The organism is Nodosilinea sp. P-1105 (assembly GCF_012911975.1).
Classification (GTDB): Bacteria; Cyanobacteriota; Cyanobacteriia; order Phormidesmidales; family Phormidesmidaceae; genus Nodosilinea.
Genome location: NZ_SMDQ01000029.1, coordinates 19,648 through 34,653 on the forward strand (window position 1 = coordinate 19,648; position 15,006 = coordinate 34,653).

The 15,006-nt window shown below is 57.5% G+C and carries 14 protein-coding genes; 10 read left to right on the plus strand and 4 right to left on the minus strand.

Going from position 1 to position 15,006, the window contains the following annotated elements; all coding sequences use genetic code 11:
- Positions 1 to 164 precede the first annotated feature (164 nt).
- The 7 genes from ylqF (at position 165) to E1H13_RS13680 (ending at position 8,683) form a co-directional block, all read left to right on the plus strand.
- Complete coding sequence (ylqF, locus tag E1H13_RS13650; protein WP_169613966.1) at positions 165 to 1,043, plus strand: ribosome biogenesis GTPase YlqF; 879 nt, start codon at positions 165 to 167, stop codon at positions 1,041 to 1,043.
- A gap of 51 nt (positions 1,044 to 1,094) precedes the next feature.
- Positions 1,095 to 2,339, plus strand: a complete 1,245-nt coding sequence (locus E1H13_RS13655) for a glycosyltransferase family 4 protein (protein WP_169613967.1) — start codon at positions 1,095 to 1,097, stop codon at positions 2,337 to 2,339.
- Positions 2,340 to 2,754: 415 nt separating this feature from the next.
- Positions 2,755 to 4,578 carry an ABC transporter ATP-binding protein gene (locus E1H13_RS13660; protein ID WP_169613968.1) on the plus strand — a complete coding sequence of 608 codons (1,824 nt, stop codon included), beginning with the start codon at positions 2,755 to 2,757 and terminating at the stop codon, positions 4,576 to 4,578.
- Positions 4,575 to 5,771: a glycosyltransferase gene (locus tag E1H13_RS13665; protein WP_169613969.1), complete on the plus strand. Its 1,197-nt coding sequence runs from the start codon at positions 4,575 to 4,577 to the stop codon at positions 5,769 to 5,771. The genes E1H13_RS13660 and E1H13_RS13665 overlap by 4 nt, the downstream gene beginning before the upstream one ends.
- Before the next feature lie 139 nt (positions 5,772 to 5,910).
- The gene (locus E1H13_RS13670; RefSeq protein ID WP_169613970.1) at positions 5,911 to 6,519 is read left to right on the plus strand and encodes a cupin; all 609 of its coding nucleotides are present in this window, start codon (positions 5,911 to 5,913) and stop codon (positions 6,517 to 6,519) included.
- Positions 6,520 to 6,991: 472 nt separating this feature from the next.
- On the plus strand, positions 6,992 to 8,035 hold the full coding sequence (locus tag E1H13_RS26905; RefSeq protein WP_206070478.1) for a hypothetical protein: 1,044 nt from the start codon (positions 6,992 to 6,994) through the stop codon (positions 8,033 to 8,035).
- Between the two features lie 72 nt (positions 8,036 to 8,107).
- The gene (locus E1H13_RS13680) at positions 8,108 to 8,683 is read left to right on the plus strand and encodes a TIGR04376 family protein (RefSeq protein ID WP_169613971.1); all 576 of its coding nucleotides are present in this window, start codon (positions 8,108 to 8,110) and stop codon (positions 8,681 to 8,683) included.
- Positions 8,684 to 8,692: 9 nt separating this feature from the next.
- Here E1H13_RS13680 and E1H13_RS13685 read toward each other — a convergent pair whose 3' ends face one another.
- Positions 8,693 to 8,992, minus strand: a complete 300-nt coding sequence (locus E1H13_RS13685; RefSeq protein WP_169613972.1) for a hypothetical protein — start codon at positions 8,990 to 8,992, stop codon at positions 8,693 to 8,695.
- Positions 8,993 to 9,117: 125 nt separating this feature from the next.
- Entirely contained in the window at positions 9,118 to 9,567 is a 450-nt protein-coding gene (locus tag E1H13_RS13690; RefSeq protein WP_169613973.1) for an SRPBCC domain-containing protein, read from the minus strand.
- A gap of 178 nt (positions 9,568 to 9,745) precedes the next feature.
- On the opposite strand from E1H13_RS13690, the gene E1H13_RS13695 reads away from it, so the two are divergent.
- Together E1H13_RS13695 and hisIE are read left to right on the plus strand one after the other, a co-directional pair.
- A complete protein-coding gene (locus E1H13_RS13695) occupies positions 9,746 to 11,137 on the plus strand; it encodes an NAD-dependent malic enzyme (RefSeq protein WP_169613974.1) in 1,392 nt (463 codons plus the stop codon).
- A gap of 301 nt (positions 11,138 to 11,438) precedes the next feature.
- Positions 11,439 to 12,089: a bifunctional phosphoribosyl-AMP cyclohydrolase/phosphoribosyl-ATP diphosphatase HisIE gene (gene hisIE / locus E1H13_RS13700; protein ID WP_169613975.1), complete on the plus strand. Its 651-nt coding sequence runs from the start codon at positions 11,439 to 11,441 to the stop codon at positions 12,087 to 12,089.
- Positions 12,090 to 12,140: 51 nt separating this feature from the next.
- Here hisIE and rsmG read toward each other — a convergent pair whose 3' ends face one another.
- Entirely contained in the window at positions 12,141 to 12,935 is a 795-nt protein-coding gene (gene rsmG / locus E1H13_RS13705) for a 16S rRNA (guanine(527)-N(7))-methyltransferase RsmG (RefSeq protein ID WP_169613976.1), read from the minus strand.
- 4 nt (positions 12,936 to 12,939) lie between these two features.
- On the minus strand, positions 12,940 to 13,596 hold the full coding sequence (locus E1H13_RS13710; protein ID WP_169614001.1) for an energy-coupling factor ABC transporter ATP-binding protein: 657 nt from the start codon (positions 13,594 to 13,596) through the stop codon (positions 12,940 to 12,942).
- 235 nt (positions 13,597 to 13,831) lie between these two features.
- Between E1H13_RS13710 and E1H13_RS13715 the strand changes: the two genes are divergently transcribed.
- Entirely contained in the window at positions 13,832 to 14,776 is a 945-nt protein-coding gene (locus tag E1H13_RS13715; RefSeq protein ID WP_169613977.1) for a Sll0314/Alr1548 family TPR repeat-containing protein, read from the plus strand.
- Positions 14,777 to 15,006 lie beyond the last annotated feature (230 nt).

Consider the following 15,006-nt stretch of genomic DNA (forward strand, 5'->3'; position numbering starts at 1 on the left):
CAAAACCCAAAACCCCCCCATCCCCCCCACTCCCCCACTCCCCCATCTCCCCCACTCCCCCGCCAGGGCGGACACACAGGCCCGCCCCTACGCATCCACCCATCTACCCACCCTCCCCCACCCCATCCCCCCATTCCCCCATCCCCCCATCATCCCCCCACCCCATGCCCACCCCCGACATCCAGTGGTACCCCGGCCATATCGCCAAGGCAGAGCGCGCCCTGGTCGATCAACTCAGTCGGGTGGATGTGGTGTTAGAAGTGCGGGATGCACGGATTCCCCTGGCCACCCGTCACCCCAAGGTTGACACCTGGGTCGGGGATAAGCCTCGGGTTTTAGTCATAAACCGGGTGGATATGATCTCTGAGGCAGCCAAAACCGCTTGGGATAAGTGGTTTCGCCAGCAAGGGCAGGTGCCCTACTTCAGCAATGGCCAACATGGGCAGGGGGTAAACGCGATCGCCAACGCCGCCCGTGAGGCGGGTGCTGCGGTCAATCAACGGCGTCAAGCCCGAGGGATGAAGCCTCGCCCCGTACGAGCCGTGGTGATTGGCTTCCCCAATGTGGGCAAGTCAGCCTTGATTAACCGACTGCTGAAGCGCAAAGTAGTCGCCAGTGCCCGGCGAGCAGGAATTACCCGCCAACTGCGATGGATTCGCCTATCGGGGGATCTAGATTTGTTGGATGCCCCAGGGGTGATTCCCTCCCGGTTAGAGGATCAAGATGCGGCTCTGAAGCTGGCCATTTGCGACGACATTGGGGAAGCCGCCTACGACACCCAGCGCACGGTTGCTGGATTTATAGATTTACTCAAAGCCATGCAGCAGAACCAATCTGCCGATCGCTATATCTCCATCCTGCAAGACCGCTACGGATTGTCGTTAGATGAGTACACCGGGGAAGGGTTTGTGGCCCAGGTGGCGGCCCAAAAATTTCAAGATGACCGTGAGCGCACCGCCAAGCGGATGCTCAATGACTTTCGTACTGGCCTGCTCGGTAATTGGGTCTTAGAATGGCCCCCTGCGGATGATCACCCCAGGTAGAAGGTCTTAGACCACAGTAAAACATCAGCCATTCCCAGTGGCCTACTCGTCATGTCCGATCGCCGCTTCATCGCCTGCACCCCAGAGAGGGACGATGGGACAGGGCCGTCTGGCAGGTTATCCAAGCCAACGGTATCCCTATTGGTGAGTGACCTATCCCGCCAGGGGGCCGGCCGCTGGGGCGGTGGGGTACGCCCCTTTCTGCTGGGGCAAGCGTTACAGCGGGCGGGTTACCCGGTTCAGATCGTCGGGTTTTCCACAACTGTGGAAAACCCTGGGTGGGACACAGATCTGCCCGTTTGCAAGATTCCCCTAGCCTGGGGCCAGTCCAACCTGCGAGCTGTCCAGGCCCTCTGGCAGCACCTGACGGGCGACATTATCTATGCCTACAAACTCAAGCCCAGTAGTTTTGGTCTGGCGCTGCTGCATCGGTTACGGTATCGTCGGCCCCTGGTGTTGGATATCGATGATTGGGAACTGAGTTGGCATGGGGGGGATCACTACCGCTATCGGCCTACCCCTCAGCAATTGGCCCGGGATCTGCTGAAACCCCAGGGGGCGCTGCGCCAGCCAGACCATCCCCTGTATCTCAAAACGCTGGAAGCTTGGGTGACCAAGGCCGACCTGGTCACGACCCACACCCCATTTTTGCAGCAGCGGTTTGGTGGGGTAATCATCCCCAACGGTAAAGATACTGAGCTATTTGACCCCGATCGCTACTGCCCTGAGGCCAGTCGAGCCGCCTACGGCCTCAGGGGATATCGGGTGCTGATGTTTCCTGGGGCACCCCGTCCCTACAAAGGGTTAGAGGACCTATTGATGGCGCTAGATCAGCTTGGCCAAGACGATCTAAAGCTGGTGGTTGTCGGCGGTAGCCCCTACGATGATTACGATCGCACCCTGATGGAGCACTGGCCCGATCGCATTGTCCACCTGGGCCAGCAGCCTTACCGGGACATGCCTCGGGTAATGGCCGCCGCCCATGTGGTGGTGGTGCCCCAGCGGGCCGAACCAGCTGCCCAGGCCCAGTTCCCGCTAAAGCTAACCGATGGTATGGCCATGGCTAAACCTATCCTAGCGACCCGAGTCGGCCCCTTACCGGCTATCTTGGGGGGCACAGGCTATCTGGCCGACCCCGACCAGCCAGCCGACTTGGCGGCTCAGCTCCAGGCTATTTTCGCCAACTGGCCCGCCGCCCAGAGCCGAGGCCGCCAAGCCAGACAGCGCTGTTGTGAGCATTACAGCCTGGATGCCATGGCCACCCAGCTGCATAGGGCATTTGCCGCCCTTTGTTAGGCTCCAGACCAGAGGCCTGAATCGCTGCCTTACTTATGGATTTGAAGAACGAAAAAAGAAAAACGAAAAGGGAAGAATCCAAAATCCAAAATTCTCCTCCTTCCCCATTCCCCCGCCAGGGCGGACACACAGGTCCGCCCCTACGCCACCGTCCCTATTTCTCACCCGTGGGTTACGGCGGCATTTCAATCACCTGGCGATCGCCCTAACCCCAACCGCCTAACCCACGCTACGGCCTCAACTGTTTACCTGCGTTGCCATTCCCCGCCAGGGCGGACACACAGGTCCGCCCCTACGCCACCCTCCCTATGCCTGACTACGAATTCAAAATCCAAAATCCAAAACTTCCCCACCTCCCCCACTCCCCCACTCCCCCACTCCCCCACTCCCCCACTCCCCCACTCCCCCACCTCCCATGCATCCCAACCAACTGCTGCTGCAAGTCATTAAAACCTCTCCCCTCGGATTTTTGGCAGCCATTGGCCTGGGGCTGGCTGGAGCCATTTTCAATGGCATTGGGGTAACGCTGATTATCCCACTGGTGTTAGATTTTTTGGGCCAGGATATGCTCAGCGATACCAGCTTGCCACCCCTGTTGCGATCGCTGTTTTCCGGTATCGAGAGTATCGCTGGCCCCCAGCATTCCCTGGCCCTGGTGGGGGTGTTTGTACTGGTCTTGCTGCTGAAAAATCTGGCCACCTACGGCAGCACCATCGTCACCAGTTGGCTCAGCCGAGACTACGTTTGTGCCCTGCGCCAGGACGGGCTACAGCTGTTGCTAGGGGTGGACTGGGATTACCATGCCAACGCTCACCTGGGGGAGTTGATGAACTACTTCAATACCGAGGTCAACCGGGTTGCCACCGCTGTGCGCACCCTGGCCCGGCTGGCAACCCTGGCAATCACGATTCTGGTCTTTTGGGTGATTTTAGTGGCCATTTCCTGGCCGTTGACCCTGGTGGCCGTGCTGCTGATTGGGGCGGTGGGTTTAGTCGATCAGCTGGCGATTCGCCGGGCCAGGGGGCTGGGCCACGATCTGTCGGCCGCCTCAGCCGCCCTATCCAACCGCACGATCGAGATGTTGAGGGGCATTCGCCTGGTGAAAGTGACCGCCAGTGAAACCCAGGAATATGCCACCATCCAGCCGTTGATTCACCAGCGAGAACAGGCCGACTTTCAGTCGCAGGTGGTGTTTGCCAGCATTGGGCCGATGAATGAGATGCTGAGCGTTTTGGCGCTGCTCGGGTTGGTGGTGGCGGGCCGGACCCTATTTGCCGACCAGCTGCAAACGGTGGCCCCCGTGTTGCTGATCTATTTGGTGGTTTTGTTTCGGCTGCTGCCATTGATTGGTCAGTTGAATAGCAGCCGCAGCCAGTTTGCCAGCTACTGGGCCAGTGCTGGGCCGTTGAGTCGGTTTCTGAATCGCCAGGACAAACCCTTTATGGCATCGGGGGAGCGGTCGTTTAGCGGCTTGCAGCAGGGGATCAGCCTGAAGCGGGTTTCCTTTCGCTACCCCAGGGCCAACCACTGGGCTTTGCAGGATATTTCCCTAACTTTGCTGCGGGGGCAAACCCTGGCCCTGGTGGGGACTTCCGGGGCTGGCAAGTCCACCCTGGCTGACCTGCTATGCCGGTTTTATGACCCGACCCAGGGAGTGATTGAGCTGGATGGCGTCGATCTGCGGCAGTGGGAGCTTCAGACCTACCGTCGTCGCCTGGGGGTGGTGAGCCAGGATCCGGTCTTGTTTAATCTGTCGGTGGCGGCCAATATTGCCTATGGTAACCCCCAGGCGACGATGGCTGAGATTATGATGGCCGCCCGTCAGGCCCACGCAGAAGAGTTCATTCTGCAGCTGCCCCAGGGCTATGACACGCTGATTGGCGATCGCGGTGTGTTACTGTCTGGGGGGCAGCGGCAGCGGCTGGCGATCGCCCGAGCCCTGATTCGCAATCCCGATATTTTGATTTTGGACGAAGCCACCAGCGCCCTTGATACGCTGTCAGAACAATGGGTGCAGCAGGCGATAGATGCCCTGCGCCAGAATCGCACCACCCTGGTGATTGCCCATCGCCTCTCAACGGTGCAAACCGCGGACCAAATTGCGGTTTTAGCCCAAGGGCGGGTGGTGGAACTGGGACCCCATGCCGAGCTATTGGCCCAGGGGCAGCACTATGCTCAGTTGTATGCCAGCCAATGGGCTACCCCAGATGTTTCTTCTCACCCCCCTACGGCTCCATGACTCAGCGCAAAACCATGGCCATATGGCAGCCGTACTTCTTAGGTGGGGGAGCTGAAGCCGTGGCTCTGTGGACCCTGGTGGCCCTGGGCTCGACCTACGACATTGCCCTGCATACCCTGGTCGACATTGACCTGGACCGGCTTAACACCATGTACGGTACCGCCCTCAGCCGCGATCGCCCCATCACGGCACCAGCCAGACTAGTCAGCCGCCCCCCAGGGGAAACCGTGATTCAGGTTAAGCCACTGTTGGGCCCCAGACTACGTCCCTGGATTCATCGCCTGATTGCCAATGTTCCCTGGGTGCGGTTGGCGCTGATTCACTGGTCTCTGGCCCGCTTTAGGGCCATTAGCGCCGACTACGACCTGGTTATGTCGACTTATAACGCTGTGGACTTAGGCCGCCCTGGGTTGCAATACCTCCACTGGGTGTATGTGGTCGAGCAGCCCTGGGCCCAGGCCACCCCAGCGATGAAGCTGATGCTGTGGTGGTTTAAGTTTTCCCCAGAGCGGATGCTCAGGAATGTCTCGCTCACCAACTCCATCCACACCGCCCAGGCGGTACAGCAAGCCTATGGCCTAGGGGCTCAAGTGGTGTATCCGCCGGTAACCACTGACCTGACGCCCTTACCCTGGGCGCAAAAAGAACAGGCCTTTGTGTGCAGTGGTCGGGTGGTGGTGGCCAAGTACACCCACCGTGTGATTGAAATTTTAGCCGCCGTGCGTCGCCAAGGGTTTGACATCAAGCTGTATATTACTGGCGGTGGCGGCGGCACCTACAGTTGGGGCTATGGCCGTAAAGTCAGGCACTTGGCAACGGCCCACGCCGACTGGGTGCAGCTGTATTACGACCTGCCCCACAGCGATTACCTGACCCTGTTAACCCGCTGCCGTTATGGTCTGCACCACAAACCCGAACCCTTTGGCATTGCTGTGGCCGAAATGGTGCAGGCGGGGATGATCCCCTTTGTGACTAACCGAGGGGGGCAAATCGAAATTGTCAACGGTGCCAATACTGACATCATTTTTCAGTCAGCTCAAGAGGCGGTGGATAAAATTGTTGCCGTCTTGGCCAATCCCCAACGGCAGATCACCCTGCTGGACTCGTTGCAGCAGCAACGGACCTTGTTTTCCTTAGATCAATTTGTGCGGGCCATGGGTCATCAAGTCGCGCGCGCGGCTGATGAAGGCTGACACTAGCAGCATCCATCCTGCGGCACACGTCGGCCAACGGTTCATGACCCCTGAAACCTAACCCTTGAACCCCTTAAGTAAGGGGCGTCATATTTCTGCCGACCAGTACTAGCATGGTGAGGTTGGATCTGACAGCCTTATGACGAATCAAAACTGGCTAGTAACTGACCACGGCGATCGCCAACCGTTCGGCAATCCCGATATTCCAGAACCGGCCTCCTACTATCGCCTATATCGATTCTTAACCGAAGTCGAAGATATTCTAGCCACGTTCCATGACGACGTCAGCCGCCTGCAAGCGATTACCCCGCTGGTGCGTAAGTTGCTGATTAGCTCCTACTGGCTGCAAATGGAGTACAAGCAACCCTCCCCAGACCAGGGATGGAGCGTACACTTTCTGTATCGTGAACACGATTTTCCCTTGACCGTGCAAATGGTTTGCTGGTTACCAGGGCAAACATCCACCATCCACAACCACGGCACCTGGGGGATTGTGGCCCTAATTGGTGGCCAGGAGCGTAACCGGCTGTGGTGTCGTCAGCCCCAGCCTGACCATCCCGATCATATTGATCAAGCGGACGAAGTGATTCTTAACCCTGGTGACGTGATTGCTCTGACCAGCAATGCCATCCATAGCGTCGAACCCCTTGGAGATGAGCCCACGGTCTCCTTTAACCTGTACGGGGTAACCAATTTTCAGCAACGGTACGCCTTTGATGTGGGCAGTCAGACGGCTAAGCGGTTTTAAGCCCAAGGGGAAGACGGGCGATGGTTTCTCGTGGTCTCTGTCTGATTCAAGATGACGGGTTGGCGGGGTCTACGGTATGCGGTGCAAGGTTTACGGCTCGCCTGAAACTGCATACCGTGAACCCTAGGACACATCTCTCGTCATTATTTTTTTGATTGGCAATTAGTGCTCTGCGGCCTCAGTCGCCAACCATGCCTGAGACCTGACCCCTAAAACCTGGCCCCCTCATTCAGGGTGGGCAGATTTCTGCCAGGCAGTCCTAGGCTAAAAACGATGAACTCAGGAAAAAGATGTCTGAGGATGCCATCGACTAGTGAAAGATTTGGTAAGTTGGGGTACACTTCAGCAAACTTATCATCAGACCTGTTGCTATCAGTGGGTTGCCGTTGATAAATCCCTTGCGGGGTGCTCTATACAACTGTTGAACTGGCCCTTGGTTTAGGGCTGCGAGGCCATAGCTAGGAATGTACTTATGAACCAGGAAGACACTCGCGATACGGCTACGCTGCCTTTAGATGAGGCCGTGGTTGACCCAGACACCCTGGTCAGCACCTATGCCGACTCCCTAATTTCTGGATTATTTGAAGATGTAGACAAGTTGCTAGACGGCGATGAGGCTGCCCTGGCCGCAGTGGAGACTATCTCAACCCCGAACACAACTGCAATTGATGTGGCCGCAGAATCCACTGTCGAGGACTCTACACTGGGGACCGATGGAGACACCGCCGATTCCCTGGACCCAGCAGACACCTCTCTAGTAACGACAACTGGGGATCTAGACTTTTTTGCATCGGCCGATGGTGCCCAGACTACGCCCCCCGCCCCACCAGCTAAAACTCGATTGGGCAAGTTTTTCGATCGCCTCTTGCTGGCTACAACCGCGTTATCGCTACTGGGCATGGCCGCCTTTTTGTGGATCAGTCAGCAACGGTTAGATAATGGCGCCTCGGTGACCCAGACCCCAGTCCCAGCCTCCTCCACGGGGCAGTCGGATGCAGAGTTTCTGGCCTACTTGCAGCGATCGCTGGAGGTGGTTGCGGGCAAAGTAGAACGGGGTGAGATTGGCCAAGGAACATCCTCTACAGATATGGTCCCCCCTGGTGCTCTGCCTCCCATGTTGCCGCCGACGGGGGTCAGCAATCCCGCTAATGGGGCCGTCAGTGGCCCAGTCAACGTAATTGAGCGGGTTTACATTCCCTACCAAACCGACCAGGCCCCTTCCCCCCAGCAACCGGTGCCCATCGCCCCCATTCCACAGCCAGTGCCACCCCAAGCGACGACTCAGGTGCCCAGTCAGCCTACTGCTCCAGCGGCGGCGGCCCATGTCTTAGTGGGGGTTTTAGAGCTGGGTAGTCGTTCGGCTGCACTATTTGAAATTAACGGAGTCTCCCAACGGGTATACATCGGCGAACGGGTAGGCAGCAGTGGCTGGACTCTAGTGTCCGTCTCCAACGAAGAAGCGGTGATTCGCCGCAACGGCGAGGTGCGCTCGATTTATATTGGTCAGCGATTCTAGAGTATTGCTGGTCCACAAGTCGCTATTCTGGAGTCAGACGATCGAGCCAGACTACCGCAGGAGCGTACCGCTATGGGGCTGTTTGAAGACTTCAGCCGGTTTTTAGAAACCCGCCTTGATGAGTTCCTCAAGGCTAACCCTCATTTAGAACTGATGGGTCTTGAAGATCAGCTGCGGGGGCAAGAGCAAGATGCGATTAGACTGCTAGGAGATCTAAAGCGGCGAGAAAAGCAACTCGAAGATAGTATTTTGACCACCGCCCAGGACATTCAGCGATGGCATGGGCGGGTTGACAAAGCCAGAGCTGCCAATCGTCCTGACCTGGCCCAGGCAGCTGAAGTCCGAGAGGCTACCCTGTTGCGCCAGGGCAACCAGTACTGGGGCCAAATGCAGGGGGTAAAAGAGCAAATTCAGCAAACCCGGGCTCTGCAACAGCAAATTCACGATCGCCGCCGGGAGCTCAAAGCCAAGATTGCCCAGGTAGACGCCCAGCGCGCGGCCCAACGCACCACCAGCTGGGACAGGGGCTGGCAGCAGTCCCCCTTTGAGGTGTTTAACCAGTCCCAGGTGGATCCCTTAGAAGAGTCGTTTCAGCGGTGGGAGACGGACCAGGAACTAGAGGACCTGAAGCGGAAGATGGGGAAGTAGGGGGGCTGGTTACCGCTGCGGTTTCTTGATTTCAAACGAGATGGAGGACGGCTGAGTCGTCTGAGGCGGGCTAGGTGCAGCCGGTGGCCCCGGAGTCGGTACATCAGGTTGAGGACTGGTGGGTGGGGGGGTGGGAAGATTTAGGGTTTTCCAGTAAGCGCGGTTGGAGGCGATCGCCAGGCCGACCCCCCCTGCGATCGCCCAGGGTATTCCTAGATCAACACCGCTAAACCAGTGCACCTGCCCCAGCCACTGCAACCCTTCTACAGTAAAAAACAACAGGCAAAAGCAGACGAACCAAAGCTTCATGCTGGGACTAGAGATGGACAACAGGCTAATCAAGCATGCCCCGATTATGCCGCAAGTTAAGCCAACCAGCCCAACTCCCTGTTCCCTGTCCCCTATCCCCTATCTCCTGTCCCCTGTCTCCCACCTCACCACTGGCGGCGGTAGCGATGCTCCACATACCGCTTAATCTGGCGACTCATCCGGCGAATGCCTTCCTTTTCATCCTTGCGAATGAACGGCAAAAATACCCGGGACAGCACCCCTGATAGCCGCTCTTGGTGGATGTACTTGGTGCGGTTGGGGCCCACATCTTCCAGCTCAAACACATGCTCGCTCTTGAACCCTGGCACCTTGGAAATCCAACGCAGGCAACGGTTAGGCTGGACCACCAGCACCCGGGGCTGAAACTCCGTTTCATCTTCCCCCTCAACCCGACGCAACGCCAGAAAAAGTTCTCCTCCCTGGCGGATTGGTAAGTTGGGGTCGCAGTCATACAAAAAAGTGTTCCAGCGATGCCACTCTTCCTTGCGCACAAGGGCATCCCACACGGCAAAGCGGGGGGCGTTAATGGTGATTTCGCTATAGAGGTTGGGCATAGGGGCAACAGGGGGACTGGCGTTAAGAACCGTACGCCAGTAACAGACGTTACCTTTATTTTCCCACAGACTTAGGATGTCTTGGGTCGGCTGGACAGCATTAAACCAGGCGGGTGGTCTAACGCCTAGGGGGGTGCTATAGTTCGTCGTCGATACTCTGATTGCGAAAGGTCTCTGCATGGCAAAACTCACCCCCAACTCTAGTTACAGTCTTAGTCTGCGGCTTAAAATTCCTAACAAAGCCGGGATGTTGGCCCAAGTCACCCAGGCGATCGCCGAGGCTGGCGGCAATCTGGGGGATATCTTTTTGGTCAGCCGTAACCGCTACAACATGGTGCGGGTGCTACATGTGGACGCCTTTAGTGAAGACCATGTGGAAGACATCGTGAGTGCGGTGAAGGGGGTGACTGAAATTGAAATTCTGGAGATCTGCGATCGCACCTTTCAAATTCATGAAGGAGGCAAGATCAGCGTTGAAAGCAAGTTAGAACTCACTAACCAGGACGACCTGGCCATGGCCTACACACCTGGGGTAGGCCGGGTTTGCATGGAAATCGCCGAACATCCCGATCGGGTGTTTGATCTAACGATTAAAGGCAACACCGTCGCCATTGTCACCGATGGCAGCGCCGTGCTGGGACTAGGCAACTTGGGCCCAGCCGCCGCCCTACCAGTGATGGAAGGCAAGGCCCTGCTGTTTAAGAAATTTGCTGGCCTCGATGCCTTTCCCATTTGTCTGGAGACCCAAAGCACCGATGAGATTGTCGCCGCCGTCAAACACCTGTCCCCGGTCTTTGGGGGGGTCAACCTAGAAGACATCAGCGCACCCCGCTGTTTTGACATCGAAGCCCGGCTGCGCCAGGAACTGGATATTCCCGTCTTTCACGATGACCAGCACGGCACGGCGATTGTCACCCTGGCGGCGTTGATTAATGCCCTAAAGTTGGTGAACAAGTCCCTCACCCAGGTGAAGGTGGTGATTAACGGGGCCGGGGCGGCGGGGGTGGCCATTGCCAAGCTGCTGCAAAAAGCCGGAGCCAGCGCCATCGTGCTGTGCGACTCCAAGGGTATTCTCTCCCATAGCCGCGACGATCTAAATTCGCAGAAGCAAACCTTCGCAGTGGCTGAGGCGGGGACGCTGGCGGACGCCATGGTGGGGGCAGACGTGTTTTTAGGGGTGAGTGCCCCCGGAGTGGTGTCGGTGGACATGGTGGAATCCATGGCGGTAGAGCCGATTGTGTTTGCCATGGCTAACCCGATCCCCGAAATTCAGCCGGAACTGGTGGCAGGCAAGGTGGCGGTGATGGCCACAGGGCGGAGTGACTACCCCAACCAAATTAATAATGTGCTGGCCTTTCCGGGGGTACTGCGGGGGTCTATAGACTGCCGTGCCCAAGAGATTACACCCTCGATGTACCTAGAGGCCGCCTATGCGATCGCCGCCCTGGTTAGCCTGCAAGAGCTCAACCGAGAGCACATCATCCCGTCGGTGTTTGACGAGCGGGTAGCGGCAGCGGTGGCCTCAGCGGTTAAACACGCCGCCCGGGTGGATGGGGTGGCCCGTCGGTAATGCTTAGTCAAAAAAGGTCCGAGATCCCCTTCCTTTGGAGGGGTAGGGGTGGGTCAAGCAAGCCCGAAGGAACCCACCCCGCCCTCCGGGCACCCCTCCGTGGGAGGGGATGGTAAGTCCTGATGTGTTGAAGCAACCTCCCTGAAGGTTAAAAGGCTTTTGCAAAGCGCTTATCCTAATTTTTAGCCTTAACAGACCAGTAGTCCAGCTCGGGAGCTGGAGGTTCCCCCCGACAGACCTCCAGGTCTGGGCTGGGATTTGATTTAGAGTAGGAAAGTAGATTCTCGTTTGGCTTGGCCCTATGGCGTCCCCTTCTTCCCCCTCCTTTGCTGCCGCTGTGCCGGTGGATCGCATCCGCTATAACGATCAGGGACTGGTACCAGCCATCGTCCAAGACTACCTGGATGGCACCGTGCTGATGATGGCCTGGATGAACCCAGCCTCCCTGCAAAAAACGCTGGAGACTGGTGAAACCTGGTTCTGGAGCCGCTCTCGCCAGGAGTTCTGGCATAAAGGGGCCACCTCAGGGCATACCCAGAAAATCCAGGCTATCCGCTATGACTGCGACAGTGATGCCCTGTTAGTCACCGTCGAGCAAATCGGTGACATTGCCTGCCACACGGGGGAGCGCAGCTGCTTTCACCAGGTGGACGACCACAAAGTCTCACCCCCTGCCGATACCCTATCCCAGGTGTACAGGGTAATTTGCGATCGCCAGGCCCATCCCGACCCAGCCTCCTATACCTGCACATTGCTGGACGGCGGTGACAACAAAATCCTCAAAAAAATTGGCGAAGAGGCCGCCGAAGTGGTGATGGCCTGCAAGGATGATGACGCCGATGCGATCGCCTCAGAAGTGGCTGACCTGATGTATCACACTCTAGTAGCCCTGGCCCACCATGGGGTGGATATCAAAGCGGTGTATCGCAAACTGCAAGGGCGACGGCGGTAGAGCGCCAGACAGATCCCAGGGTTCTGCCCTTGGGTACCCCAAAGTTTCTGGCTAATCAGCCCAAGAACCCTGGGATCTTGGCATCCTGTGCCGATGCTCTAGCGGCTGCTTGGCTGGCATCCCTGGCAGGCGGGGATATGTATCCGGCGTCGGGGCTACTTTCAAAATTTCAACGTTATGCCGCACCCCACCACTTAAGGGGGTCGTCATGGTGCGTACTATCCCTAGCTTGCCCCCGAGACGCGGCAGGATTGCCGTTAGGCTGGCCTCCTCGTCTGGGGTCCACTGGCCGCGATATAAAATCGCCTGTCCGCCCCGCTTCAATAGGGGTAGGGCGTACTCGGCACAGGTGTTGACCCCGCCCACGGCACGGATCAGGGCCAGGTCATAGGCTTCGCGATGGTTCAGTTGGTGACCCAGATGCTCGGCCCGGTCGGCTAACAGCTCGACGTTGGCTGTCCCCAAAGATTGCACCATGGCCTCAATAGCGGCAATTTTTTTGCGGGTCCCATCGATCAGGGTGACTCGCCAGTGGGGAAACACTAGGGCTAAGGGCAGCCCTGGAAAGCCACCACCAGTACCAATGTCGATCACTTTTAGGGGCGCCTTTAGGGGACCAGCCTCATCTGCGGCGGTGACCAGCCAGGGGGCTACCCCTTGCAGCGAATCCCATAGGTGCTTTTCCCAAAAATCGTCAGGGGTGGTCAGGCGAGTTAAGTTGACCTGTTGATTCGCCACCAGCAACGCCTGGTAGAGCTGGGCAAATGCTGTCTCTTGGGGCTGGTTGGGCCGCCAGTGCAACGTGCTTTGCCAAAGGTTGTCGTAGTTGGGCCACAGATCTGCCATCCCTCTACACCCCGGCCTCGGCCATCGGGGTACTCGCCATGGGCGTTAAGGTGCCGTGGTTGAGCTGCCAACTGCGATCGGCCAACATCGCCAGCTCATCCGCATCGTGGGAGACCACCAGCAGGGTCCATCGCTGCTTCAGTTGCTTCAGCAGGCTAATAATCTGTTGGCGCATCGACCAATCTAGCCCAGCGGTGGGTTCATCTAGCAGCAGCACATAGGGCTTACGAATTAGTTGTACCGCCAGGGCCAGTCGACGCTGTTGCCCGCCGCTAAGGGAATGGGGCGCGCTGGTGAGGGGCAATGTGTCTAGCCCAACCGCCTTCAGTGCTTGATCAATCTGTTCTTTTTTGAGATCGGGATGGCCCAGCCTCAGCTCGTCTAGAATGGTGCGGCCACAAAAATGGCGCTCTGGAAACTGAAAGACCAAACCCGCCAATTGTCTCAGAGATTCTGGATCCAAATCCTGCTCCCGCCACTGAATGCTCCCTTCGGTGGGCTTGGCAAACCCTGCCATCAACTCTAGCAAGGTACTTTTGCCAGAACCACTGGGGCCGTAAATCAGGCCCAGTTGCTGAGCCCCTAGCTCTAGACCAATATGATTCAAGATGGCCACTGAGCTAGCCGGGGGATGATACGTAAGTTGGCGCAGATAGAGCATGTCATCCTTAATCGCTGAAACAAAGCCGAGAACGTCGTTCTTCCAGTGTGCCCTACTTAAGACCCGGGTGCAGAGGGGCACCTGCTTGAGGGACAATGTGTAATCTGGAACAGTCTGTCTGGGTCATAACCGGTTTCGTTGGCCACAATAGAGCCAGACTAACTCAATATTTTTCTGTGCTCTACCCTATGCCCCCGTCTCAGGTCCTCATTTGAAGCGTTCTAGTGAAATGTTTATGGTTTCTCAATCCCAATGGTCTAGCCGCCCCATCTCGGTCAGGCGGCCTCGGTGGCAGGCACTGGTCGCGGGTGCCCTAGCCCCGGTTGTGTTAGGGGTCTCGGCGCTTCCTTCCCTGGCCGGGGATCCGTTCCGTCCGAACAATCCCCACGATATTGGTGATGCCTCTGAGGCCGCCTTTGAAGCCTTATTCTTTGAGGGTAACTACGAACAGGCCCAGGTGCTGGTGCGTCAAGCGATCGCCCAAGAACCTGAAGAACCGATGAATTATGCGATCGCCGCTGCCCTCAGCTACCTCAATCGTGACCTAAGTCAGCTGTCTCGTCAGGCTCAGCGCACCCAAGAGGCCGCCACTGCTCTCAAAGACTCGGATCCACTGCGGGGGCATTTATACACGGCGGTGGGCTTATTTTTAGAAGGGGCCCATGCACTGCAAACCCAGGGCATTGCTCGGGGTACCCCCACAGCCCTACGCACCCTACAGCGGGTTTTTCGGGAATTGGATGCCGCCGAAAACATTGACCCCAACGATCCAGAGCTTAGCCTGCTAAAAGGGTTTATGGACCTTTTGCTGGCCGTGAATTTACCCTTTGCTAATCCCGATCAGGCGATCGCCCGGCTGCAGAATGGCAATCCACCCTACTTAGTCCACCGAGGGGTGGCCATCGGCCTGCGGGATCTCGGCCGTTACAACGAAGCCTTGGCAGAAGTGAACCAAGCGTTGGCCTTGGCCCCCAACAACCCTGACTTGCTGTACCTCAAGGCCCAAATTCTGTTCCTCAACCAGCAGCGGGCTGATAGCTTGCCCCTGTATGAGGAAGCCTTGGCCTATGCCGATCAGTTACCGGCTTCCACGGTGCGCCAAATTAAGTTTGAGGCCTGTCAAGCTGAAGGGCTCGACGGGCCCACCTGTGCCGATCGTTCAGGCATTAATGAAGGGTAGTGCCCCAGAAGGCATTATCCTAGAAACACATAACCTCAAAACCAGGTGTGGGAGACGATCCTGCACCTGGTTTTGAGGCTGGCTAGGCCAGGGGGCACTTGACTTAGGAGATTTCTGCGGAAAAATATCCCCGCTGCAAGTCAGCGATCGCAGCTACCGTAGGGTGGGCATTCCCCACCACTGGGGAGAACGTTTTCCAGAAATCACCTGATTCTGTAGTCTAGGGCTAG